Origin of the sequence: Streptomyces sedi (genome assembly GCF_006335015.1) — a bacterium.
Lineage (GTDB): Bacteria > Actinomycetota > Actinomycetes > Streptomycetales > Streptomycetaceae > Streptomyces > Streptomyces sedi.
On sequence record NZ_VDGT01000012.1, the window covers coordinates 45,730 to 68,831 of the forward strand.

The 23,102-nt window shown below is 75.5% G+C and carries 18 protein-coding genes; 13 read left to right on the forward strand and 5 right to left on the reverse strand.

What is annotated here, in order from left to right; genetic code table 11:
- Positions 1–380 precede the first annotated feature (380 nt).
- The 6 genes from FH715_RS16880 (at position 381) to FH715_RS16905 (ending at position 8,793) form a co-directional block, all read left to right on the forward strand.
- Positions 381–881 (forward strand): hypothetical protein, encoded by a 501-nt coding sequence (locus FH715_RS16880; protein ID WP_139646124.1) that lies wholly within the window; start codon positions 381–383, stop codon positions 879–881.
- Positions 881–2,275, forward strand: a complete 1,395-nt coding sequence (locus tag FH715_RS16885) for a hypothetical protein (protein ID WP_139646126.1) — start codon at positions 881–883, stop codon at positions 2,273–2,275. The genes FH715_RS16880 and FH715_RS16885 overlap by 1 nt, the downstream gene beginning before the upstream one ends.
- On the forward strand, positions 2,272–3,609 hold the full coding sequence (locus tag FH715_RS16890) for a VWA domain-containing protein (protein WP_139646127.1): 1,338 nt from the start codon (positions 2,272–2,274) through the stop codon (positions 3,607–3,609). The genes FH715_RS16885 and FH715_RS16890 overlap by 4 nt, the downstream gene beginning before the upstream one ends.
- Before the next feature lie 11 nt (positions 3,610–3,620).
- Positions 3,621–4,748 (forward strand): ATP-binding protein, encoded by a 1,128-nt coding sequence (locus FH715_RS16895; RefSeq protein WP_139646129.1) that lies wholly within the window; start codon positions 3,621–3,623, stop codon positions 4,746–4,748.
- Positions 4,745–7,576: a DUF5682 family protein gene (locus FH715_RS16900; RefSeq protein ID WP_425472730.1), complete on the forward strand. Its 2,832-nt coding sequence runs from the start codon at positions 4,745–4,747 to the stop codon at positions 7,574–7,576. The genes FH715_RS16895 and FH715_RS16900 overlap by 4 nt, the downstream gene beginning before the upstream one ends.
- 89 nt (positions 7,577–7,665) lie before the next feature.
- Positions 7,666–8,793, forward strand: coding sequence for a DUF4037 domain-containing protein (locus FH715_RS16905; RefSeq protein ID WP_139646131.1), 1,128 nt, complete (start codon positions 7,666–7,668; stop codon positions 8,791–8,793).
- A gap of 130 nt (positions 8,794–8,923) precedes the next feature.
- Here the strand turns inward: FH715_RS16905 and FH715_RS16910 are convergent, their stop codons facing one another.
- Positions 8,924–9,766, reverse strand: coding sequence for a glycoside hydrolase family protein (locus FH715_RS16910; RefSeq protein ID WP_139646133.1), 843 nt, complete (start codon positions 9,764–9,766; stop codon positions 8,924–8,926).
- A 335-nt stretch (positions 9,767–10,101) separates the two neighbouring features.
- Between FH715_RS16910 and FH715_RS16915 the strand changes: the two genes are divergently transcribed.
- The 3 genes from FH715_RS16915 to FH715_RS16925 all read left to right on the forward strand — a co-directional run bounded on the left by FH715_RS16915 (position 10,102) and on the right by FH715_RS16925 (position 13,979).
- Positions 10,102–11,145: a porin PorA family protein gene (locus FH715_RS16915; RefSeq protein ID WP_139646135.1), complete on the forward strand. Its 1,044-nt coding sequence runs from the start codon at positions 10,102–10,104 to the stop codon at positions 11,143–11,145.
- Positions 11,146–11,829: 684 nt separating this feature from the next.
- The gene (locus tag FH715_RS16920) at positions 11,830–12,984 is read left to right on the forward strand and encodes a saccharopine dehydrogenase C-terminal domain-containing protein (protein ID WP_139646136.1); all 1,155 of its coding nucleotides are present in this window, start codon (positions 11,830–11,832) and stop codon (positions 12,982–12,984) included.
- Positions 12,981–13,979 (forward strand): DMT family transporter, encoded by a 999-nt coding sequence (locus FH715_RS16925; protein WP_211367688.1) that lies wholly within the window; start codon positions 12,981–12,983, stop codon positions 13,977–13,979. Before FH715_RS16920 ends, FH715_RS16925 begins: the two co-directional genes overlap by 4 nt.
- Positions 13,980–14,029: 50 nt before the next feature.
- Here the strand turns inward: FH715_RS16925 and FH715_RS16930 are convergent, their stop codons facing one another.
- Entirely contained in the window at positions 14,030–15,262 is a 1,233-nt protein-coding gene (locus tag FH715_RS16930) for a winged helix DNA-binding domain-containing protein (RefSeq protein WP_139646138.1), read from the reverse strand.
- A gap of 149 nt (positions 15,263–15,411) precedes the next feature.
- Positions 15,412–16,389 carry a helix-turn-helix transcriptional regulator gene (locus FH715_RS16935; RefSeq protein WP_139646140.1) on the reverse strand — a complete coding sequence of 326 codons (978 nt, stop codon included), beginning with the start codon at positions 16,387–16,389 and terminating at the stop codon, positions 15,412–15,414.
- A gap of 96 nt (positions 16,390–16,485) precedes the next feature.
- Between FH715_RS16935 and FH715_RS16940 the strand changes: the two genes are divergently transcribed.
- Positions 16,486–16,908 (forward strand): VOC family protein, encoded by a 423-nt coding sequence (locus tag FH715_RS16940; protein WP_139646141.1) that lies wholly within the window; start codon positions 16,486–16,488, stop codon positions 16,906–16,908.
- A gap of 350 nt (positions 16,909–17,258) precedes the next feature.
- Positions 17,259–18,035, forward strand: a complete 777-nt coding sequence (locus FH715_RS16945; RefSeq protein ID WP_281290761.1) for an SAM-dependent methyltransferase — start codon at positions 17,259–17,261, stop codon at positions 18,033–18,035.
- A 7-nt stretch (positions 18,036–18,042) separates the two neighbouring features.
- Here FH715_RS16945 and FH715_RS16950 read toward each other — a convergent pair whose 3' ends face one another.
- Together FH715_RS16950 and FH715_RS16955 are read right to left on the reverse strand one after the other, a co-directional pair.
- Positions 18,043–18,999: a helix-turn-helix domain-containing protein gene (locus FH715_RS16950; protein ID WP_139646146.1), complete on the reverse strand. Its 957-nt coding sequence runs from the start codon at positions 18,997–18,999 to the stop codon at positions 18,043–18,045.
- Positions 19,000–19,106: 107 nt separating this feature from the next.
- Positions 19,107–19,337, reverse strand: coding sequence for a DUF397 domain-containing protein (locus tag FH715_RS16955; protein ID WP_139646148.1), 231 nt, complete (start codon positions 19,335–19,337; stop codon positions 19,107–19,109).
- A gap of 414 nt (positions 19,338–19,751) precedes the next feature.
- Here FH715_RS16955 and FH715_RS16960 point away from each other — a divergent pair, with 414 nt between their 5' ends.
- Together FH715_RS16960 and FH715_RS16965 are read left to right on the forward strand one after the other, a co-directional pair.
- Positions 19,752–22,856: a type 2 lanthipeptide synthetase LanM family protein gene (locus FH715_RS16960; protein WP_139646150.1), complete on the forward strand. Its 3,105-nt coding sequence runs from the start codon at positions 19,752–19,754 to the stop codon at positions 22,854–22,856.
- A 4-nt stretch (positions 22,857–22,860) separates the two neighbouring features.
- Complete coding sequence (locus FH715_RS16965) at positions 22,861–23,067, forward strand: hypothetical protein (RefSeq protein WP_139646152.1); 207 nt, start codon at positions 22,861–22,863, stop codon at positions 23,065–23,067.
- The last annotated feature ends 35 nt before the right edge of the window (positions 23,068–23,102 follow it).

A 23,102-nucleotide genomic window follows, 5' to 3' on the forward strand; every position in this document is an offset into this window, starting at 1 on the left:
CCGGGAGTCGCACTGGGCGGAAGCCGGTGACGAGCCGGTGCCGAGCCGGTGGAGACGCACACGCCCGTGGGGACGGTGCGTCGGCGGTCAGCGGCGCGGAGGCGACGTCGGCGACCCGGTGAGGGGGGAGCAGCGGGGCCGCCGGGTCGGGGAGTTGGCGCGGGGAGCCTGCCGCGGCCATGTCCCGGACGGCGGCGGAGGCCGACGGGGACCGGCCGTTCGGCGATTGTCAGTGGCGTGGGCCATGCTGTTCCCCAGATCGCCACGGAGGGTCGCAACGGCCCTCTGGGCTGGGGGTTCCTCTGGTTCCGGCTGCCCGTGAGGGCTGCGGGAGCCTGCGCGGAAACGCCCGGCCCCGGCGCACAGTCAGGGGAGAGACGATGGTGGAGAACGCGGAGACGATCCGCTGGGAGCGGCGCGCGACGGCGCGCGTCGTTCCGGGGGCCAGGCCCCGCAAGGTGGTGAAGGTGCCGTTCGTCGAGCTGGCCGACGGCAGGTTGCAGGGGGTGGTGTCCAGCGGCTCGGACATCGCGCGGGTCTATGTGTCGGCGGTCGAGGCCGGCAGCCACGACGTCAGCTGCGGCACCAACAACAACCGGCCCTGCGGGGGCGCGCGACCGGGCGGCTGCAAGCACGTCGACGCGCTGGTGAAGGAGGCCGTCCTCCAGTACGGGGAGGAGCGCGTCGGCCGCTACCTGCGGGCCGAGCCGGGGGAGGGCGAGCTGGCGTCGCGGCTGCGCGGCGGCGGGATCAGCCCCGACCGCCCCGCGGCCGAGGTGTTCAGCCGCTTCCTGCGGCACCTCGCCTATCTGGAGGTGCCGGAGAGCGCGGCGCCGCTGCCGGAGCTGCGGTGGTTCCCGGCGACGGGGGCGGTGCGCTGATGCTGGGCATTCAGCTCGCGGAGCTGCTGGCGAACGAGCCGGTCGGCGTGCCCGAGGCGCTGGAGGCGGTGGACGGCTTCGACCGCACGCTGGTCGGCGGGCTCGGCCGGCTCGTCCCGGAGGAGGCCGCGGCGGTGACGGCGCTGGCCGCCGCGGTCTCCGCCTCGCCGCTGGGCGCGGCGGCCACCGAGGCCGCCGAGAAGGTCGTCGCCGGTTCCGTCTCCGACGAGCGGCTGGTGACGCTGGCCGCCTCCCGCGCCGCGCTGCTCGGCGCGGTGCACGACGCCCAACTGGCGGCGCTGGACGCGGCGGTGGGGCGTCGGCGCGAGGAGTGGCCGGCGCCGGGCGGCGGCGAGCCGCCGCCGGACCGGCTGCTGGACGGCGCGCGTTCCTGGCTGCGGGAGCTGGCGCTGGTCGGCTGGCGCGGCCTCACGGACGACTCGCTGCGGGGCGTCGACCAGGCGCTGACGGCGCTGTGGGCGGAGCCGGCGGCGCGGCGGCTCGCGGTGCTGCTCGACGGGCTCGCCGGCGAGCTGCGCGCCTGCCTGCCGCTGGCCACCTGGGAGCGGCTGCCGGTGCGGCGCTGGGCCGACATGTGGGCGGCGGCGCTGCTGCTGTGCCAGCCGGGTGTCCTGCGCGCCGAGGAGGCGCCGGCGGCCGAGGTGAGCGGCCGGCTGCTGCCGTTGGGCACCGAGCTGCACGAGCATCCCACCGCCGTTCAGCTCGTGGTGCACGCGCTGCTGGAGGAGGGCGGCGACCGGCCGGCGCGGCTGGTGCGGTTCGCGGTCGGCGCGGCCAAGGTCGAGACGCTGACCGGGCCGACGGTGTGGCGGCTGCTGACCGGGTTCCCCGTGCTGCTGCGGGCGTTGGCCGAGCGGCGGGCGCTGAGCGTCACCGGGCTGTCCCCGCTGGAGGGCGGCGAGCTGCTGTGGGACGAGTCAGCGGTGACGCTCGGCGAGCCGGCGGACCCGTTCGTCACCGCCCGCACCCAGCTGGCGGGCGCGGTCGCCGCGCCGTTGCCGCCGCTGCGGCGCCACCCGGTGCAGCTCGCCGAGCCGGTGTGGCTGGAGGGGTACCGGGTGAGGAAGGACGTGCTGACGCTCGACGGCCACCAACTGCGCCTGGACGTCGAGCACCTGCCGGCCGCCGGCCCCCTGACTCCGCAGCTGGTGGGCGCCTCCACCGCCTGCGTGGGGCTGCTGTGCTGGGAGGCCGACGGCTGGACCCTGCGACCGCTGGGGGTGCGGGCGACCGTGCGCCGGCAGGAGGTCGAGGTGCACGTCGGGGACTGGGCGGAGGGGCCGACCGACCCGAAGGCCGCCAAGTCCGAGGCGAAGTGGGGCGATCCCGTCGCGGTGCTGCGCGAGCGCGCGGGACGGTTGCTGCGCGCATGACCGACACCGAGCACGAGACGAGCGCACGGCCGGCCGACGACCCGGCGCACGTGCGGGCCATGGGCAACCGCCGGCAGGTGCTGTACTGGCGGCTGCTCGCCCGCCTCTTCGACGGCGAGGAGCAGCCCTCGCTGGAGAGCGCCGGTGTCGCCGTCACCGAGGAGCTGGGCCTGCCGGCCGCGCTGCTGGACCCGGGCGTCTCGGTGGACAACCTGGTGCAGCGGTTCCCCGAGCTGGCCGACGAGTTCGCCGCCCTGAGCGGCGGGCGGGAGGCGGACGGCGCGGAGGAGGACCCCGAGCGCGCGGTGCGCCGCGCGGCGCTGGCCACCAAGCTGCTGCTCAACACGTTCGCGACCGGCACGGGCCCGGTCTCCGCCGCCCAGTTCAACGACTGGCAGCGGGACGCCGCCCGGTGCCGTCAGGCGCTGGACGGCGACGAGGGCGGGAGAGGCGAGCTGTCCGGCTATCTGTCGGCCCTGGAGGGCGACCTGGTCAAGCGGATGCGGCTGCGCGAGGTGCTCGCCGACCCGGCGCGCGCCCGGGCGCTCACCCCGAGCATGTCGCTGATCGAGCAGCTGCTCCACGACAAGGACAACCTCTCGGGCACCGCGCTGGCCAGCGCCAAGGCACTGATCCGACGCTTCGTCGACGAGGTGGCCGAGGTGCTGCGCACCCAGGTGGAGAAGACCAGCGCCGGCGTCATCGACCGCTCGGTGCCGCCCAAGCGGGTCTTCCGCAACCTGGACGTCCAGCGCACCGTCTGGAAGAACCTGACCAACTACGACCCCGAGCGGCGCCGGCTCTACGTCGACCGGCTCTACTACCGGCACACGGCGCGCCGGACGACGCCGGCGCGGCTGGTGGTCGTCGTCGACCAGTCGGGCTCGATGGTGGACTCGATGGTCAACTGCACCATCCTGGCGTCGATCTTCGCCGGACTGCCCAAGGTCGACGTCCATCTCGTCGCCTACGACACCCGCGCGCTGGACCTCACGCCCTGGGTGCACGACCCGTTCGAGGTGCTGCTGCGCACCCGGCTCGGGGGCGGCACCGACGGCACGGCCGCCATGGCGCTGGCCAGGCCGAAGATCGCCGACCCGGACAACACGGTGCTGGTGTGGATCTCCGACTTCTACGACAACCCGGCGCTGATGGACGACTTCCGGGCGGTGCACCGCTCGGGCGCCCGCCTCATACCGGTCGGCTCCGTCAACAGCTCGGGGCGCGGCAGCGTCAACCCGACGTTCCGCCAGCACCTCAAGGAGCTGGGCACGCCGGTGATCTCCGGCCACATCCGCAAGCTCGTCTTCGAACTCAAGAACTTCCTCGCCTAGGAGAACGACCCATGACCGACAATCTGCTGCGCGCGCCCGCCGAGGTGAAGTACGCCGAGGAGCTGGACTGGCTGGAGTCCGTCGACGACGGGCCCAAGCCGTTCTCCTGGCGGCTGAGCCCGAAGATGGTGCGCCTGTTCATCCTGGGCTCCGAGCGCGCCGACGGGCTGGACCGCGAGATCTCGCAGAAGTGGTTCGGCGACCGCGCGTTCGTGGAGCGCTCCGTCGTCACCCTCGCCTCCGACCGGGGCCTGCTGCTGATCGGCGACCCCGGCACCGGCAAGAGCTGGCTGGCGGAGCTGCTGTCCGCCGCGATCTGCCGCAACTCGACGCTGGTGGTCCAGGGCACGGCCGGCACCACCGAGGACCAGATCAAGTACTCGTGGAACGTCGCCCAGGTCATCGCCCAGGGCCAGTCCCGCGAGGCGATGATCCCCTCGCCGATCATGACGGCGATGGAGAACGGCGTGATCGGCCGCTTCGAGGAGCTGACGCGCTCCACCAGCGACGTGCAGGACGCGCTGATCTCGATTCTCTCGGAGAAGTACGTCTCCATCCCCGAACTCGACGGCGCCGACGGGGAGAACACGGTCTTCGCCAAGCCCGGGTTCTCCCTGATCGCCACGGCCAACAGCAGGGACCGGGGCGTCAACGACCTGTCGTCCGCGTTGAAACGCCGGTTCAACTTCGTCCGGGTGCCGGTGGTGACCAACAAGCGCAGCGAGGCGGAGATCGTCCGCTTCCGCACGGCCGAGCTGCTGCGCCGCCACCGGATCGAGGTGGAGGTGCCGCCGACGCTGCTGGACATCCTGCTCCAGAGCTTCGCCGACCTGCGCGCCTCGGCGGCCAACGCGGCCAGCGACGACGAGCGCCTGGAGTCCGCGCTCTCCACCGCCGAGCAGATCGGCGTCCTGGAGGACGCGGTGCTGCACAGCCAGTTCTTCGGGGAGAAGGAGCTGGGTGCCCACACGCTCGCCAGCTCGCTGGTCGGCTCGCTCGCCCGGCGCACCCCCGAGGACCTGGCGATCCTCAACAAGTTCTGGCACGGCGTCGTCGAGCCCCGCAGCGAGGGTGAACAGGGCGGCCCCTGGCGGGACTTCCTGGACGGTGGCCGCGAGGCGATCGCGACGCTGTCGTGAGCGCCCCCGTCGTGGCGGGCCCGGTCGCCGGGCCCGCCGGGGGCCTCGGGCCGCTGCGCGAGCGGCTGCGGGCGGCGGCCGAGGAGTTCGCCGGGCCCGACGACGCGCTGCCCGAGATCCTGTCCGGCATGGTCGAGGACGTCGACCGGGCGCTGGCAGAGGAGCTGGAGATCTTCCCGGTCTGCCACCACTCGCCGGCCTCCGCGCTGGCCATGGCCAGGCGGCTGGCGGAGAAGCGGCCCCGGGTGATCTACCTGGAGCTGCCGGAGGACCTGGCCCCGCTGCTGGAGGAGCTGCGCAACTGCCGACTGCCCGTCGCGCTCCAGGCGTTCGCCACCGAGCTGGACGGCTTCCCCGCCGACTGGGCGCCGCTGAGCGTGGTGGCGCCGCTGACCGAGGCCTCCGCCGAGTACCAGGCCATCGCCTACGCCCTGGACACCCCCGACGTCGAGCTGGTGCTGGTGGACCGCTCGGCCGACCACGTCCTCCAGTGGCGCGAGAGGGAGGACGCCCCGGACGCCGACCCGGCGGCGGACGGCGAGGGACGGGAGTCCGAGGAGGCGGCGGGGCTGCACGGCGACGCCTTCGGCGTCGGAGTCGGCCGACTGAGGCCCGGCTTCGCCGAGTTGGAGGCCCATCTGCTGCACCACGGGAAGGTGCGGCACTGGTCCGAGTGGTGGGACCAGTACGTGGAGCAGCCGCTGGCCGGCGCCGACTACCGGACGTACCGCCAGGCCATGGTGATGATCGGCAGCCTCTTCCGCCGGCTGCGGCCCGAGCGGGGGGCCAGGCTGGCGGTCGACGAGGACCGCGAGCGGTACATGTGGACCCGGATCAGGGAGCATCTGGCCTCCTCCGGCACCGACCCGGCGACCGCGCTGCACGTCTGCGGCGCGTTCCACGCGGCCAGCCGCGTCGAGCAGTTCGGCCTCGCCTCCGAGGCGGAGCCGTTCCCGATACCGGAGCGCACGGGGACCGCCTGGCGGTACGGGCTGATCCCCTCCAGCCACTCGGCGATCGAGGCGCAGTTCGGCCTCGCCCCCGGCGCCGTCTCGCTGGCGGCGGCCACCTGGTCGCGCACCCTGACGGCGGAGCGGCTGACCCCGTTCCGGCTGGCCGGTCAGCGGACCGGGCGGAAGAAGCCGAAGGCCGCGAAGCGCGCCGCCGCCCCGCCGGCGGGCGGCGCGGGCGAGGCGGGAGGCGACCGGCTGACGCCGTTCCTCGACCGGCCGCCCGTGCCGGGCGCGCTCGACGAGGACGAGCTGCGCGGCTGGTGCGTGGACCTGGTCCGGCTCGCCCGCCGCAACGGCTACCTGGCCAGCACCGCCGACGCCATCGCCGTCTTCGAGACCTCGGTGCTGCTGGCGGGCTTGCGCGGCCGGGCCAGGCCCACGCCGTACGACTTCGAGGACGCGGCGGTCACCTGTATCGAGAAGGACACCGTTCCCGGGAAGCGGGACGTGCGGCGGCTGTGCGGGATGCTGCTGGGCGGCGACCGGATCGGCACGGTCGGCTACGACGCGCTGCCCCCGCTGGCGCGCGACGTGCTGGACCGGCTGGAGCCGCTGGGGCTCAACCTCACGGCCCGCACCCAGCAGCGCGCGCTGCTCGACCTGGCCAACAGGCCTGAGCTGCGGCCCTGTTCCGACCTGCTGTGGATGTTGCGCCGCCTGCTGGGCGACGTGGTACGTCCGGTGATGGGCGACCGCGCCCTGGGAGGGCGCGCCATCCAGGAGAGTTGGGATCTGGCGCTCGGCCGCGAGCAGCGGGCGCTGGTGCAGCTCGGCTACGAGGGCGTCACCGTCGAGCAGGTGCTGGAGCAGCGGCTGCGGCGCGCCGTGCGGGAGCCGGACGCGACCGCGGCGACCGCGCTGAAGGCCGTCGAGGAGGCGCTGCTCTACCTCGGCCCCGGTCGGCTGGTCGACGACCTCGGCAGCCGCGCTGTGGCGCTGCTGGCGGCTGAACGGACGGTGGACCAGGCGCCGTTGGTGCTCCGCCGGATACGCCGGCTGCTGGCGTACTACCGCACCACGGAGGCGGGGCCGCCGCACTGGGCCGAGACGTTCGTGACCACGGGATACGCGCACTACTGCACGCTGCTGCCCACCGCGTTCACGGACGAGGAGGTCGGGGCCAGGCAGGTCGCCGCGATGCTGGGCTTCCTCTTCGGGCTTGAGGGCTTCGCGCTGGCCCTGGGGTGCGACCGGGCGCAGCTGGAGCTGGCGGTGCGGCAGTGCCACCCGGTGGAGCCGGACCGGACGGCGCTGCTGTGGGCGGCCGAGCACCGGCTGGACCTGCTGCCGCTGCCCGCGCTGCGGGAGCGCTGCGCCGAGCTGCTGGCCAACCCGCTGGTGGTGCGGGCGTTCCCCCGCTATGTCAGCGGTTTCGTGCAGGCGTTGGAGCCGGTGCCCTCGCTCGCGCCGTTCGTGGTGGAGCAGTTGTCGGGGGCGTTCGGCCGGCTGCCGGACGCGGTGCTGCTGCCCTGGCTGCCGCGGTTGATCATGACGCTGCGCCGGGAGGCGGCCGAGCTGCTGCCGGTGCTCGTCAGGGAGGCGGGGCGGACCTTCCCCGGGGCGCTACCGGCGCTGGACGCACTGGTGCCGCCGTGGGAGGCGCCGCCGGCGACCGCGCCGGCGCGGGCCACGCCCGTGGCCGGTCCCGCAGGCGGGCTGCTGGCGGCGCACCCCGCCGCCTGCGAGGCGTGGACCGCGGTGCTCGACCTGCCGGTGGAGTGGGCGCGGGCGGCGCCGTCGGCGGGACCCGCGGGCGCGCTGGTGGCGGCGCACCCGGCGACGGCCGAGGCACTGGCGGGCGTGCTCGCCGGGTGAGCGCGGTCGTGGGGTGAGGGGGTGGCGGCGCGGGCCCGGCACGGCGGTATTCGCTGGCCTGGGCCCGCGCTTCGGGCGAGAGTGGCGCCATGACCACACCCCGGGCCGCCTTCCTCCCCGGCCTCGAACTCTCCGCCATCCTCTACCGCGAGGCCGTCGCCCCCCTGCTTGCCGAAACGCGGCCCGGGCTGCCGCACGCCGCCGCCCGCGTGGGCGCGGGCTCGGAGGTGCTGGGCTTCGACACCGCCCGCTCCGCCGACCACGAGTGGGGCCCGCGCCTCGAACTCTTCCTCGCGCCGGCGGACGCCGGACTCGCGCCCGAGCTGGTCGAGCTGTTCGCCCAGCGGCTGCCCAAGCACATCAGAGGCTGGCCCACCCACTTCGAACGGGCCGACTCCGACCCCGTCGGCCTGATGACGCCCACCGAGGGGCCGGTGGACCACCGGGTGACGGTCACCACCGTGGACGACTGGCTGCGCCGGCGGCTCGGCCCCGGCGGGGTGAGCGACCCGCCCACCCCGGTGGAGTGGCTGGCGATGCCGCAGCAGCGGCTCGCCGAGGCCACCGGCGGGGAGGTCTTCCACGACGGGCTCGGCACGCTGACGGCGGCGCGCCGCCGTCTGGCCTGGTATCCGGAGGAGATCTGGCGCTACCAACTCGCCTGCCAGTGGCAGCGGATCTCCCAGGAGGAGGCGTTCGTCGGCCGCTGCGCCGAGGTCGGCGACGAGCTGGGCTCGGCGACGGTGGCCGGCCGGCTGGTCCGCGACCTGATGCGGCTGTGTCTGCTGCTGGCCCGCCGCTACGCCCCCTACGGCAAGTGGCTGGGCAGCGCCTTCGCCCGGCTGCCGGTGGCCGCCGAACTGACGCCCGACCTGAGGGCCGCGCAGCGCGCCGCCGCCTACCCGGAGCGCGAGGCGGCGCTGGGCCGTGCCTGGGAACGGGTCGCCCGCCTCCAGAACGCCACCGGCCTCGCGCCGCACGTCGACCCCACGCCGCGCGACTACCACGACCGGCCCTTCCGGGTGCTGCACGCCGAGCGCCTCGCGGGAGCCCTGGCCGGCACGCTGACCGATCCGGCGGTCCGCGCCTGGCCGTTGACCGGCGCCGTCGACCAGTGGGCCGACAACACCGACCTGATCGACCACCCCGAGGCGCTGTTGGCCGCAGCGCGGGCACTGACGGGGGAGAACGAGGAGGCCGGGCGCCGCACACCGTGAACTCGGCCCGGACCGGCCCCACTTCGCGGCGCGGGGGCGCGGGGCGCGGGCCACGCGCGGGGCGTCGGACCGGCCGCACGCGCCGGGGCGCCGGCGCCCCCCGGGGAGGAGCGTTCGCGGGGGCGACGCCTCAGGAACCGGCCTCCCGGTAAGCGAGCCCGCTCGCGTTGGGGGTCGTCCCGTCGTAGAGCCCCGTCGCGTGGGTGCCGGTGGAGAGCGTGAACCAGGCGTAGCGCTCGACATACGGCTGGTCCTCCAGCATCGCCGTCGAACTCCGCACGAAGTCCGCCTGCTCCTGGGCGCTGGGGTAGCGGGGCGTCGCGCCGGAGAAGTCGATCAGCGCGTACTCGGTCAGCCACACCGGCTTGCCGTACCGGTCGGCCACCGCCTGGAGATAGCCCCGCAGATGCTCCGTCGCGTCGGGGCCGAAGTCCGAGCCGTACCAGTGCACCGGGATGAAGTCGACGCGCAGCCCCCGCTCCTCGGCGCCCGCCATGAAGCGGTCCAGCCAGCCGCCGGGGGTGTCCCCGCCGTAGGCGACCGCGGGCGCGCCCAGGCGCAGCCCGGTGGACTCCAGCCGTGGCCACAGGTCGAGCGCCTGCTCCACCGACATGTCGGCCTGCTCGGGGAGGTCGGGCTCGTTGAAGCCCAGCAGCTGCTCGCCCTCGCGCACCGCCTCGGCCAGCGCCTCGTCCGTGACGGAGTCAGCGCCCCAGATCATCGGGACGAACTCGGCGCCCTCGGGCGTCGTGACGCCCTGCGGCCCCGAGGCCCAGCCGTAGTGCCAGGAGACGTCGACGTCGGCGAGCGCCTCCGAGGCTCCGGCGACCGGCGTCGCGCTGACGCCCTTCTTGGCGGAGGCGGTGGGCGTCGGCGCGGGCGTTTCCGCGGGCGCGGCGCCGGCCAGGGCCGGGGCGCCGACGCCCAGCACGAACGCGATCACGCCGGTCAACACGCGGGGTACGAGGGACATCGCCTGGACCTTCCGGTGGGGGACGGGGCGGGAAGCCCGTGAAGGGGCTCGCACCCGCGCGGGCAACGTGCCTTCCGCGGGGGGCGAGTTGGGGCCAGAGAGCGCTCTCAGTCGGGGATGCTGGCACGGCCCCGGAGGGGCGTCAACGGGACGGCGCGTTTCGGACACGGCGGGCGTGGGGGCGCGGGGAGGCGCGTGCGGGGGTGCGAGCCGGGCCGCGTGCCGGAGTGAACAGTCGTTCACCTGTTGTCGGAAGTTTATTGACCCGCACTGATGCCGACCATAGGTTGACCCAGCCGTCGCACAATGTCGTGTGCGCGTAACCGGGAGATGCCATGCGCAGAAGCACCTGGGTCCTGTCCGGATCGGCCGCCGTGCTGGTGGCCGCCTCGGTCGTGACCCGCCTCGTGGTCTACCCGTCCGTCCACCAGCTTCCGGACGACACGGACACCACCTTCGAGTACACCGGATCGGCGACGCTGCTCAACGCGGCTGCCATCGAGAGCGGGGACCTGGCCAACGCCTTCCTCCGCGATGTCCCGATCACCCTCGACCGCCACGTCAAGGTCGTGGAGACCGACGGCTCGACCGCCGTCGTCACCGACGACGTCTCGGTGGCCGGCGAGGACGGCACCGAACTGTCCACCACCAGCCACCGTTGGGCCGTCGACCGGAAGGACCTGGTCAACGTCGACCCGCCGGAGGGCTCGGAGGCCGAGGAGCACCAGGGGCTCGTCATCTCCTGGCCGCTGGACCCCGAGGAGAAGGACTACACCTTCTGGGACCCGACCACCGCCACCGAGGTGCCGGCCGTCTACGACCGGACCGAGGACGTGGAGGGGCGCACCGTCTACGTCTACACCATGGAGGCCGCGGGCCCGCTCGCCGACCCGGCCATGGTGGAGCGCTTCCCCGCCGCGCTGCCCAGGGACGTGCTGGCGGGCATAGCCGAGACGCTCCCCGCCGAGCAGCGGCCGGCGCCCGAGCTGCTGGGGCAGCTGCCCGACGAGGTGCCGCTGACCTACGCCGCCAGCGTCTCGCGGGTGGCGTGGGTCGACTCCGAGACCGGCGCGGTACTCAACGGCGCGCTTGACCAGGCCGTCGTCGCCCAGATCCAGGGCCCCGAGGGGCCGGTCGACCTGGCGCCGGTCAACGCCCTCGCGGTCGAGGGGACCGAGGAGGGCGCCAAGGAGCGGGCCGACGACGCGGACTCCAACTCCCAGATGCTCTGGCTGGTGCGGATGGCCATCCCGTTGGGGCTGGGGATCGTCGCCGCCGTTCTGGTGGTGCTCGCCGTCTGGCGCGAGCTGCGCGGTCGCGACCGCGACGGCGGGGGCCAGGAGCCCCCGGCCGCCGACCCGTCGCCGGCCACCGCCTGAGCGGGGCGCGCCGCACCGACCCGAGGGGTCCGTGGGCAGGGGGAACGACCCCGCCCACGGGCCCCTCGGGCGTGTGCGGGCGGGGGAGTGGGCGGACGCGTCGCGCGGGGTGCGGGGCGGCGGCGAAACGCGGCGCTTTCCGCTGGTTTCGGATGCTTTCGAAAGTGAAAACGCGGGCCCCGGGCGAGGGTGGGGCGGTTGGTGCGGGTGCTTCCTGAGGTGGCGCCGCGTTCCGCGGTGTGTGGTCCCCGCCGTTCCCCGGGAGGCGGTGAGTCAGATCACACGGCGAGTTCCCTTTTGTGGGGGCGACGGTCGGAGTGCTGATGATCTCGATCGGTTGGTCGATTCACTCCCGAAAGAGCGAATCCCCATCCGGTCGGCAACAGTCAATTCCTCTCTCCGCGCCGGGGCTTGGCCCCGGTATTCCTTGACACCCTTTCGCGGCCGGGCGCATTCTGCCGAACGTCCGTTACCCGGCGGGATTCCCGCTGGTGAAGGGCGCACGAAGGGGCGGTGACCGATGCGCGGACAGCGGAGCGACCACGGCGGGGAAACGAGGGGGCGCGCTGTCCCGCCCGCGGGCGTCGAAGGGAATTCGTCGCGCCCCGAGGTGAGTTCGCCCGGCCGTTGCCCCGGGGAACGCCCCCACTCCGCGCCGCCGCGCGATCCCGTGAGCGAGGGCCGATGGCTGACCTGATCCCCCCGACCGGCCGCGTGCACTGGGTCGGCGTCGGCCGTGCGACCGGCAGCGGCCTGGGCCTCGTCTGCGACGAGGCCGCCACGGTGCTGTGGGGACGCACGGTCGCGAGGGCCGAGGCCCGCCTGGAGGAGCTCGGCCTCGCCGGCGGCGCCGAGCCGCGCGCCCTCGCCCCCGGGGCCCTCGCCCGGGAGCTCGTTCCCGGCGACGTGGTCGTCGCGATGCTGCCCGCCGCCGGGCACCCGGCGCTCGCCGAGGTCGCGCTGGCCGGCGAGGCCCACCTGGTCTGCCCCGGCTACGCGGCCCCCGGGCTCAGTCCCCACGCGCGACGGGCGGCCGAGCGCGGCTCCGTGCTGCTCACCGAGGTCGGCCTCGCTCCCGGCGTCGACCACCTGTTCGCCCACGACCTGGTCGGCGCGGCCCGGGCCGCTCTCGGCGACCGCCCAGCGGTGGCGCACTTCGCCTCCCACCACGGAAGCGGTAAGGACCGGCCCGACGCGTTCCGCCACCACTTCGACCGCGCGCCGCACGAGGCGCTCACCGCGCTGCTCACCCCGGCCCGCGTGATCGCCGAGGGGCTGCCGAGACGGGTCGCCCGCCCCTGGGAGGAAGTGCGCCGACTGACCGTCGGCGGTGAGACGTTCGAGGCCCATCCCGCCGGGGACAGCCTGCCGTTCGTCACCACCTACGGGCTGCCGGCCACCTGGCGGCTGGAGAGCTTCGCGCGCGGCACGCTGCGGCCGAGCGGCTGGAACGCGGCATGGAAGCCGGTGCTCGCCGAGCTGGCCGAGGCCGACGCGGCGGGGGTGGCCGCCCTCGCCGAGCGGCTGGCGGCCGTTCACCCCGCGCACGACGCCGACCGGGACCGGGTCGTGATGTCCGTGCGGCTGGGCGTCCACACCGACGACGGCACCGACTGGGCGGGGGAGTGGAGCCTGGACACGGTGGGCGACGCCCGGGAGTCCGCCACCGCGCGGCTGGTCTCCGTTCCGCTGGCCTGCGCCGTGCTGGAGGTCGCCGCCGGCCGGGTGCCGCCGGGGCTCCACCAGGCCACCGACGACCCCGAGGCCGTCCGCCGCTGGCTGACGTTCCTCACCGCCCGGGGGATCGTCGCCACCTTCCGAGGCGACGGTGCCGTGTGACCGCTTCCCCTCCCGCGCTCCCCGCCCCCGGCGTTCCCGACCTCGCCGGCGCCACGCTGCGGCGGGGGGTGCCGCCGCTGCTGGCGTACGCCGTGCTCGCCGCCGCCATGGACGTCTACGTGGGCAACCGCTTCGAGGTGGTCAGCCCCGCGGCGATCGCCGCCGTCGCCTTCACCCTGGCGGTGGCCGTCTTCGCCGCGGCCGACGGCGCCCGCCGCAGGCTGCGCCCCGCCGCTCCCGGCGCGCTGACGCGGCACCGCCCCGACCTGATCGCGCTCAACGTCACGACGGCGGTCACCTGGCTGAGCACCTTCTACGCCCTCGACCACCTGGAGCCGGCGGTCGTCAACGTCGTCAGCCTGGCGCTGGGGCCGGTCATCACCGTGCTCGCCGGCCCGTTGCTGCGCCGGCGGAGCCGGGTGCTGGGCACGGAGGTCGCGGTCTCGGTCGGCCTGTGCGGGCTGCTGGGCGTGCTGGTGTGGGGCTCGTTCAGCGGGCGCAGCGGCCTCGGCGAGATCGCCGCCGGCGACGTGGCCAGGGGCCTCGCCTTCACGCTCTCCTGCGCGGCGGGTTCGGCCGCCAACATCCTGTACATGAAGCGGCTGAACGACGCCGGGTGCGACCCCGGGTCGGTGCTCGCCACCCGCTTCGTGCTGATCGGGGTGGTCTCCTGGGCGCTGGTCGCGCTGGAGGGCGCCCCGGGGTTGCACGCCGCGCTGGTGCCGGGCGTCGTCGTCGCGGTGATAGGGGTCGGCGTCCCGCTCTGCGTCCTCCAGGCCGGGGTGCGGCACACCGAGCCCATCACCACCTCCCTGCTGCTCTGCCTCTCGCCCCTCTTCGCGCTGCTGCTCCAACTCGGCGACGGGCGGCTGCGGTTCTCCCCGCTCACCCTGGTCGGGGTGGTGGGGGTGGTGGCGCTGGTCGCCGTCGGGGTGCTGGTCCGCGACCGGGGCCCGGGGAAGGCGCCGCCGGTACCCCGGCCGCGGCGGCCCTGACGGGCGGCTCAGCGGGGCGATCCCCCGCGCCGGCCCGAGGGGCGCGGTGCTCAGGTCCTCATCGCGGGCGACGTGTAGACGGTGGGGACACGGAAGCCCGCGAGCCAGGCGGTCAGCCGCTCCGCCTCCGCTTCGAGCAGGCGCCGCTCGTCCGCCGACACCCGCTCCAGCAGGCGGGTGCGCACCCGGCCTGACTCGTCCTGTGTCCAGCAGCCCACCGTCCGGCCGTTGACCCAGGCGGTCGTGCCGGCGTTGCCGCGACGTTCGAAGAGCAGGTCACGGTGCGGGCCGAGATAGAAGTCGCGGGCCCGCCAGCCCATCACGGTCGGGTCCAGGACCGGCAGCAGGGCCGCCCACGGGCCGGGATCGGCGACCTCGTCCACGTCGTCCGCCAGCAGCCAGCCGTTCGTTCCGTCGTCCAGCGACACGGGCACCGCGCCGACGTCGGCGAGCGCCCCGCGGACGATCGTCCTGGTGGCGCCGAGCCACCACACGAGGTCGTCCTCCGTTCCCGGGCCGAAGCTGTACAGCCAGCGTCGGGTGATCTCCCGGTACCCCTCGGCCGCGGTCATCGGCGCGGGGACGGCGCCGAGCCAGGAGCGCATGAGCGTCCACCGGGGGCGGGAGGAGTGCCAGCCGCCGGTGTTGGTGCCACGGACGAGGTCGGCCGTGGCGCCCAGCTGGGTGAGGACGCGGGAGGCCGTCCAGGGGTCGCCCGGCCGCACCGCGACGCGCACGTCGATCATCGGTACGGCGCCGCGGATCTCGCGGGCGGTCAGCCCCTCGGGGTGGTCGGCGAGAAGGGCGAGGACCTCTTCGCGGGCGCGGTCGAGCCAGTCGTCCCCGTCGGACGCGAGGCCCGCCGCGACCACGTCGCGCGTGATGCGGGCGCGTTCGGTGGCGGCGACGCGGGCGGACGCTCCCGCCCAGGCGGCGGGGAGCAGGTCGCGCGGGAAGACGAACAGGGTGCGGCGCATGGCGAGCTGCTTCACGAGGGAGCGGTCGGTGAAGAGGGCGTGGTCCATCCGCCGGGTCGTCAGCGAGCGCATCCGGGCGTGGCAGGACAGCGAAACGGTGGCCGGTTCCGTCGCGTGCAGCACGGTCATCGCCCGTGCGGCGTCCGGCGGCGAGTCGACCCGCCAGGCCGGGGCCAGCGCGTGCCGCGTGGCGAGCCGCGCGCGGCGTTCCGCGTCGGTCACATGGCGGACGACGGAGGTGGGGCGGTCGCCGCGCGGCCTCCCGTGCGGGGAGGCGGAGGGGACCGGTGCGGGAGGGGGAGCCATGGTGGGACATCCTGCCCGGGATAGCGGTCACCTCCTGTCCTGTCCTGTCCCGTACTTCCGGCGGGGTCTCGGCGGGGCGTGGCTCCGGCCCTCCACGGCGCCCCTCTCCTCCCGGGCGCCGAAGCGGACGCGGGGGCGCGTGGCTTCCGCTACGCGGTGGGGCCGGTCGTGTCGGCGCATCGGCGGGCCAGGCGTGCGAAGGCGTGGGTGAGTTCGGGTGGGCCGACGACCGTGGTGTCGGCGTCGAAGCGGGCGACGGAGGCGGCGAGGCTGGTCCAGGACCAGGACCCGAGGGTGAGCGCGCACCGGTCGGGCCCGATCTCCTCAAGGACGCCGTCGCCCACGTAGGGCGCCAGGGTGGCGGCGTTCACGGCGAGGATGACGGTGCCGGTGCACGGCCAGTCGCCGGTGGCGTCGGTGGAGCCGCGGAACCGGCCGGTGACGAACGTGGCCACGTCGCCTCCCGGCAGTCGGCGCGGGCTGAAACGGGGCCCGTTCGGGGTGCGCGGGGCGATCCGGTCGATCCGGAAGGTGCGCCAGTCCTGGCGGTCGAGGTCGAAGGCGACGAGGTACCAGCGGCCTTCCCAGGTGACGACGTGGTGGGGTTCGACGCGTCGCGGGGGGCGGTCGGGGTCCTCGGTGCCGTAGTCGAAGCGCAGGATCTCGTGGGCGTGGGTGGCGGCGCTGAGCGTGAGCAGCAGGTCGCCGTCGACGGGCGCGGCCGGCCTTGTGGCGGGCCGTTCGACGGCGGTGACCCGCAGGGCGTCGACGCGGTGGCGCAGCCGGGAGGGCAGGACCTGGCGGACGGTGTGCAGGGCTCGGGTGGCCGGTTCGGCGAGGCCACCGTTCTCGGTGGTGGCGGCGACCTGGAGGGCCAGGGTGAGGGCGATGGCCTGCTCGTCGTCGAAGAGCAGCGGGGGCAGTTCGGTGCCGGCCGCGAGCCGGTAGCCGCCGTCCGGGCCCTTGGCGGCGGCGATGGGGTAGCCGAGTTCGCGCAGCCGGTCTACGTCGCGGCGAACGGTGCGCAGGCTGATGTCGAGACGCTCTGCCAGCAGGGCGCCCGGCCAGTCGCGGCGGGTTCCCAGCAGCGACAACAGGGCCAGCAGGCGCGCGGAGGTCTTGGGCATGGTGCGATTCTCCCGTGAGTGGGTGACACATCCTGTCACCCTCCGCTGGGAGTCTTGTTCCCGTTGGCACGACACCGTTCGAGTAGGAGCAGGACCATGAGCGTCACCACCACAGTGCATCTGAACTTCCGGGACAAGGCCCGCGAGGCGTTGGAGTTCTACCAGTCGGTGTTCGGCGGGCAGGTCGTCGCGTTCACCAACGGCGAGGCCGGGGCGGTGGAGCACCCGGCGGACACCGACCGGATCTCGTGGGGAGAGGTGCGTGCCGAGAACGGCTTCCACGTCATGGCCTACGACGTGCGCGAGAACGAGACGCACGACGCGGGTGACCGGCCGTTCTTCGTCTCGGTGCGCGGCGAGGACACCGAGGAGATCACCGGCTACTGGAAGGGCCTGTCCGAGGGCGCCACGATCATGGCCGACCTCGCCCCGTCCGGATGGGCGCCGCTCTACGGGATGCTCAGGGACCGCTACGGCGTCACCTGGACGCTCGACGTCGCCGCCCCCTACGCGGGCTGACCCGGCCGCGGGCGCACGGGACGTCGAGCCCCCGAACCCGTCCCGTGCGCCCGTTCGTTCGCCTTCCCCGGCCGCGCCTCTCGCGCGCACACCCCGGGTGGCCCGAACTCCGGCGCGGAAGAGTTCTCGGCGAACGCCCGGAGGGGGCGCGTCGGGGCGCGTTGCCGGCCCCGGGCCGCCGAAGGGCGCCCCCGCCGTGCCGCGCGCCCCGGGCGTGTGCCCGGCAACTCCCTCCGTGAACACCTGAGATCGGGCGGGAGGGTGCACTACAGTCGGCCCCCACGGCGCCCTCGGTGCGCCTGCCCAGGTGAGAGCGGTGAGGGAACGGGAGGCGGGGAATCAGCGCGCGGATCGACACCACCACGCCAAGCGTCGCGCGAATGCACGACTACCTGCTGGGCGGCTCCGAGCACTACCGGGCCGACCGGGAGGCCGTCGCCCGGCTGCTGGCCCTCGCCCCCAGCAGTGGGGCGGTGATCCGCAACTGCCGGGCCTTCCTGGAGCGCGCGGTGCGCGTGTTGGCCAGGGACCACGGAGTCGCCCAGTACATCGACTTCGGCGTCGGGCTGCCCGCCAGGGAGAACGTCCACCAGATCGCCAGGGAACACGTGCCGGGCGCGCGGGTGGTCTATGTGGACGTCGACCCGATGGCCGTCGCCCACGGCCGGCTGGTCCTGGAGGAGGACGCCGGCACCCTGGTGGTGCGGGCCGACATCACCCGCCCCGAGCGCCTCTTCGCCGACCCCGGCGTCCGCCGGCTGCTCGCCGCCGAGCCCACGGCGGCGCTCTTCGGCTCCGTGCTGCACTGCCTGACGGACGCCCAGGCTCCCACCGAGCTGGTCGCCGACATCCGCGCCCGGCTGCCGCCGGACAGCTTCGTCGCGATCTCGCACCTGGTCAGCGACGACCCGATGGTGCGCCGCCGGGTCACGGCGCTGATGGCCGAGCTGACCGGGGACCGCTGGGGACGGGTGCGTCAACGGGCCGACGTGGCACGGTACTTCGCCGGGACCCGGCTGCTGGAGCCCGGGCTGACCGACGTGCGCCACTGGCGTCCCGACGACCGGCTCCAGCCGCCGCAGCGCACCCACGAGTGGACCGGCTGGTGCGGGGTCGCGGCTATCTGACCGGGACTCACCTGGCGGTGGCGCGGGCGCGTCGGTCCCCCGGGTCCTTGCGGCGGTACTCCTCGATGGCCCCGGTCAGCAGCTCCTCGGTCCGCTCCCAGCCCGAGGCCGCCTCGCCGACCTCCTCCAACAGGGCGCGGTAGCGCTCCAGTTCGCTGGGGCGCGTCACATAGGTGGCGCTCTCCAGATGCTCCACGTAGACCAGTTCGGACGGCCCGCCGTCCCCGAAGTGCAGCCGAGTGATGGGGTAGTGCGGCACGCGACCGGTGCCCTGCTCGAACTCCACCACCCGCAGCCGCACCGAGGGCCGCCGCGCGACCTCCCTCAGATGGGTCAACTGCCGCCACATCACGCCGTAGTCGCCGACGGGGCGGCGCAGGATCGCCTCGTCCAGCAGGGCGCGGACCATCGGGGGCTGCGCCGACTGGAGCACCTCCTGCCGGGAGACCCGCAGCCTCACCTTCCGCTCCACGGTCTTGATGCCGGCCTGCGGCAGGGCCGCCCTGATCACGGCCCTGGCGTACTCCTCGGTCTGGAGAAGGCCGGGCACCACGTGGTTCTCGTAGGTGTGGATGCCGGCGGCCGACCCCTCAAGACCTATCAGCCGGCGCAGGTAGTTCGGTGTCACGTCGCTGAACTGGGACCACCACGGGCTCTCCCTGGCCTGCCGCAGCAGCGCCCGGATCTCCCTGGCCTTCTCGTCCGGGACCCGGAAGAAGACGATCAGGTCCTCGATGTCACGCTCCTTGGGGGAGCCCGCGCCCCGCTCCAGCCGGCTCACCTTGGCCTCCGAGCCCCGCAGCGGCTCGGCGACCTCCCGCAACGTCAACCCGGCGTCGTGGCGCAGCTGGCGCAGGCTCTCGCCCAGCACCCGCTGCGCCGCCTCCGGCGAGCCCCAGCGCGTGGCGCGCGGGTCGCCGGAGGCGGCGACGGAGAGTCGGCTGCTGGGACCGCTAACGGACATGGGCACGCTCCGTGGTAGGGATATCAACGTTCAGTATCCCCGACGCAGGTGCGGCTGTCCGCGCAACCGCCCTGACGGGCAGGGCGGTTCAGGTCCTCACACGGCCCTCACAGCAGCGAATCGAAATCGCCCGACCGCACCCCGGAGACAAAGGCCCGCATCTCCGCGGGCGTGTACACCAGCGCCGGGCCCTGGGGGAAGCGGGAGTTGCGGACCGCTACCTCGCCGTTCGGAAGCGCTGCCAGCTCGACGCAGTTGCCGTCGCCCGCGCTCGCGGCGCTCTTGACCCACGTGACACCGCTGATGCGGTCCGCGGGACCGCCGTTCTCGAACACCATGGGCACAGTTCTTCCCTTCTCGTACGGACATTCGCGCCACGCCGCCGACGGGCGGCGCGGGCCGGGACGTCGCCTGGTGCACCGGTGCGCGACCCGGGAACCGTAGCCGGGGCCGGGGCGCCGACGCGTCCCCCGCAGGGGTGGCGGTGCGAGGTGCCGGGGCCCCTCCGTGTGCCAGTTCCATGGCGTGGCCCTGGCGTGAACGGGCTTGTGGCGCGCGGGAGTTCGGCTCCGTTCGGATTCTCGTTCCCGTCGCGGCGGCGTCGGCGCCGGCCGGCGGTCGTGCCGCCCTTCGGGGCCGGACACGCGGGAGTGGGGGAGGGGCGCCGACGCGTTCCGGTGCGGGGAAACCGGCGGAGAAACTGGGGGACTTTCCCCCATGACCGGCCCCCGCCGTTCTGAAAGAGTCGTCCCATGCACCCAGTCGCCGCCGAGCCGACCGCCCGTCGCCCGACGCGGGGCGACCCCCCCTGGTGGCTGCCGGCCAGCGACGACGGGGAGCGGGCCGCCGGCGGCCCGCCGCGCTGGGCCGCGCCGGTCGAGCGCGCCCTCGCGGCGGCGCCCGCGGGGCCGCCGGCCCCCGCGCCGCGTCCGGCCGCCGACCTCGCGGGGCTGCTGGCGCCGCCGTTGGCGCCGCTGCTGGCGGCGGCCGACGCCGCCTTCGCCGCCGCGGCGCCCGCCGCCCGGGAAGCCGACGCCCGCGCGGTGTGGGCCGGCGCCCGCGGCTGGCTCGCCGCCCAACTCGCCACGGCCGCCGCGCGCACCCTGGTCGGCCGCGTCCGGGAGGCGCGGGCGGCAGGGGAGTTGACCGCGGCCACGCCCGGGGAGCGGTTCGACGAGGCGCTGCGCGCCCTCGCCACCCGCCCCGCGCTCACCGAACTGCTCGGCCGTTACCCCGTGTTGGGGCGGCTGTGGGGCGGGCGCTGCCTGGCCGCCGTCGACGCCGCCGTCGAACTGCTCGGGCGATGGCGCGCCGACCGCGCGGCCCTGGCCGCGACCCTGCTGGCCGGCGCCGCGCCCGGCGCGCCGGCCCGCGTGCGGCTCGGCCTCGGCGACCCGCACGCGGGCGGCAGAACCGTCGCGCTGCTGGAGTTCGCGGACGGCCGCCGGCTGGTGTACAAGCCCAGGCCCCTCGCGGCGCACGCCCGTTGGAACGCGCTGCTGGAGTGGTTCGCCCGCCGGCGCCCGGACCTGGCGCCGCGCGCCGTCGCCCTGCTGCCGCGCGAGGGCTACGGCTGGGCCGGCTTCGTCGCCCAGGCGCCCTGCGCCGACGAGGCCGAGGTCGCGGCCTTCTACGCGCGCACCGGAGCGCAACTCGCGCTGCTCCACGCCGTCCGCGCCGTCGACATCCACGCCGAGAACGTCATCGCCTCCGGCGGCCACCCCGTGGTGGTCGACGTGGAGACCCTCTTCCACCCCTCGGCCCCGCCCTCGACCGACGGCGGCCCCGACCCGGCGGCGGACGCCCTCGCCGAGTCGGCGCACCGCACCGCCGTGCTGCCGCAGCCGCTCCTCGGCGAGGCCGGCGCCATCGACAGCTCGGCCGTCGGCGCCCACGCCGGCCAGCGCACCCCCGGCCTCCTCCCCGCCTGGGAGGAGCCGGGCACCGACCGGATGCGGCTGGTCCGCCGCCGTCTGCCCTGGCCAGGCGGCCCCAACCGCCCCACCCTCCCGCCGCCGTACGCCCCGCCCGTCCCGGCCGACCACGCCGGCGCGCTGCGCGAGGGCTTCCGCGCGGCGCATCGCCTGCTGGCCGCGCACCTTGACGAACTCACCGCAGAGGGCGGCCCGTTGACGCGTTTCGCGGCGGAACGCACCCGGCTGGTCGTGCGCCCGAGCCAGGAGTACGCCGACCTGCTCGCCGAGGCCACCGAGCCCGGGGCGCTGCGGGACCTGCCCGCCAGGTGCCGCGCCCTCGCCGCGCTCCACGAGGAGACCGGCCGCCCCCGCCTCGCCGCGTTCGCCGACCACGAGCTGGCCGAGCTGCTCGATGGCGACATCCCGCTGCTGACCACCGCCCCCGGCTCATCCGACGTGCGCACCGCGGCCGGTCACTCCCTGCCCGGCGCCCTCGCCGACCCCGGCCTGGCCGCGGCGGTCGCCGCGCTGCGCGGCTGGGACGAGGCCGAACGCGGCTTCCAGGACTGGGTGGTGCGCGCCTCCCTCGCCACCACGCGCCCGTTCGCCGGCCACCGCGCCGACCCCGGAACGCGGCCCGTTCCGCGCGTTCCGCCGCCCGTCCCGCCGGGCGACGCCGTGGGCGTGCCGCCCGAGGCCGGATGGGCGAGCGCGCTCGCCGAGAACGTGGGCGACCGGCTGCTCGCGCTGGCCAGGACCGGAGGGACGCGCGTCAACTGGGTCGGTCTCCATCTGCTGGGCGAACGCCGCTGGTTCCTCCATCCGCAGGGCGCCGCGCTCGCCGACGGCTACCCGGGAACGGCCCTGTTCCTGGCCGAGTTGGGCCGCGCCACCGGCCGGGGCCGCTATCTGACGGCGGCGGCCGAGGCCGTCACCCACCCGCTGCCCGCCACCCTGCGGCTGCTGGCCGCCCACCCCGAACTCGCGGACGCCGTCGGGCCCGGCGGGTTCCACGGCGTCGGCGGCCTCGCCTACGCCACCGCCCGGCTGGCCCGGCTGCTGGGCAGCGAGGAGCTGACCGCCGCGCTGCCCGACGCGCTGACCGCGCTGGCCTCGGCCTCCGCCGGCGCCGCGTCTGCCGACCTCGCCGACGGCCTCGCCGGCGCCCTGCTCGGCGCCGAGGCCCTGGGCGCCTCGGGCACGCCGGGAGCCGACGCGCTCGCCGACCGGCTCACCGCGCGCCTGGAGCGCGCCACGCCCCCGGCCGCGACCGGCCTGCTGTGGGGAAGCGCCGGCATCGACCTCGCCCTCGGCCGCCCGGCCGCCGCGGCGCCATCCGCCGCCGACCTCGGCTGGTGCGCCGGTCACGCCGGCCGCCCGGCCGCCGCGGCGCCGGCCGCCGCCGACCTCGGCTGGTGCGCCGGTCACGCCGGCACGCTGCTGACCGGCGCCCCGGCCGCCGCGCTCGCCGCGCACCGCGAGCGGCTCGCCGCCCGGGCGCCAGGGCCCGACCACTCGCCCTGCCACGGCGAACTCGGCCTGTGGGAACCGCTGATGGAGGACACCGGGGGCCAGGGCCCGCCCGCGCACCCGGCGGTGAGCCGGCTGCTGCACGACATCGAACGGGAAGGCCCCCGCTGCGGCACGCCCGACGGCGTGCCGACGCCCGGCCTGCTCAACGGCCTCGCGGGCGTCGGCCACGGCCTGCTGCGGCTGGCCCTCGGCTCCCGGGTCCCCTCGGTGCTCGGCCTGCGCACGGGGAGCGACGGCAGCGCCCCCCACCGCGCGGGCGACCGCCCCGAAACCCGGCGCGGCACGGGGCGCCACGACCGTGCGACGAAGACCCCCGCGACGAGGACCCCCAAGACGGAAACCCCGACAACCGAAACCCCGGCGACCAGAACACCGAGAACCGGAACCCCGACAGCGGAAGGAGCGTGACCAGGTGGCGCACGAACAGTCGAACGAGCCGCGGGACGAGGAGGCGGCGACGGAGGAGGCCGACGAGTCCTCGGAGGCCCGCTCGGCGCGGCGGGCGCGGGTGCGGCTGGCGATCCTCACGGGGGCCACCGTCGGCGCCGCCGTCGTCACCGTCGTGCTCAACAACGAACCGGGGACCACCTCGGTCAGCGTCAACGTCGGCATCGGCTGACCGGCCGGGGGCGGCCCGGCCAGGTCCGCCCCCGC

Bases quoted from the DNA above. Each gene is read 5' to 3' on its own strand.
- FH715_RS16885 (WP_139646126.1), top strand. From the start codon at position 881: ATGCTGGGCATTCAGCTCGCGGAGCTGCTGGCGAACGAGCCGGTCGGC.
- FH715_RS16890 (WP_139646127.1), top strand. From the start codon at position 2,272: ATGACCGACACCGAGCACGAGACGAGCGCACGGCCGGCCGACGACCCG.
- FH715_RS16930 (WP_139646138.1), bottom strand. From the start codon at position 15,262: ATGGCTCCCCCTCCCGCACCGGTCCCCTCCGCCTCCCCGCACGGGAGG.
- FH715_RS16905 (WP_139646131.1), top strand. From the start codon at position 7,666: ATGACCACACCCCGGGCCGCCTTCCTCCCCGGCCTCGAACTCTCCGCC.
- FH715_RS16895 (WP_139646129.1), top strand. From the start codon at position 3,621: ATGACCGACAATCTGCTGCGCGCGCCCGCCGAGGTGAAGTACGCCGAG.
- FH715_RS16910 (WP_139646133.1), bottom strand. From the start codon at position 9,766: ATGTCCCTCGTACCCCGCGTGTTGACCGGCGTGATCGCGTTCGTGCTG.
- FH715_RS16920 (WP_139646136.1), top strand. From the start codon at position 11,830: ATGGCTGACCTGATCCCCCCGACCGGCCGCGTGCACTGGGTCGGCGTC.
- FH715_RS16915 (WP_139646135.1), top strand. From the start codon at position 10,102: ATGCGCAGAAGCACCTGGGTCCTGTCCGGATCGGCCGCCGTGCTGGTG.
- FH715_RS16880 (WP_139646124.1), top strand. From the start codon at position 381: ATGGTGGAGAACGCGGAGACGATCCGCTGGGAGCGGCGCGCGACGGCG.
- FH715_RS16955 (WP_139646148.1), bottom strand. From the start codon at position 19,337: ATGGTGTTCGAGAACGGCGGTCCCGCGGACCGCATCAGCGGTGTCACG.
- FH715_RS16950 (WP_139646146.1), bottom strand. From the start codon at position 18,999: ATGTCCGTTAGCGGTCCCAGCAGCCGACTCTCCGTCGCCGCCTCCGGC.
- FH715_RS16940 (WP_139646141.1), top strand. From the start codon at position 16,486: ATGAGCGTCACCACCACAGTGCATCTGAACTTCCGGGACAAGGCCCGC.
- FH715_RS16960 (WP_139646150.1), top strand. From the start codon at position 19,752: ATGCACCCAGTCGCCGCCGAGCCGACCGCCCGTCGCCCGACGCGGGGC.
- FH715_RS16935 (WP_139646140.1), bottom strand. From the start codon at position 16,389: ATGCCCAAGACCTCCGCGCGCCTGCTGGCCCTGTTGTCGCTGCTGGGA.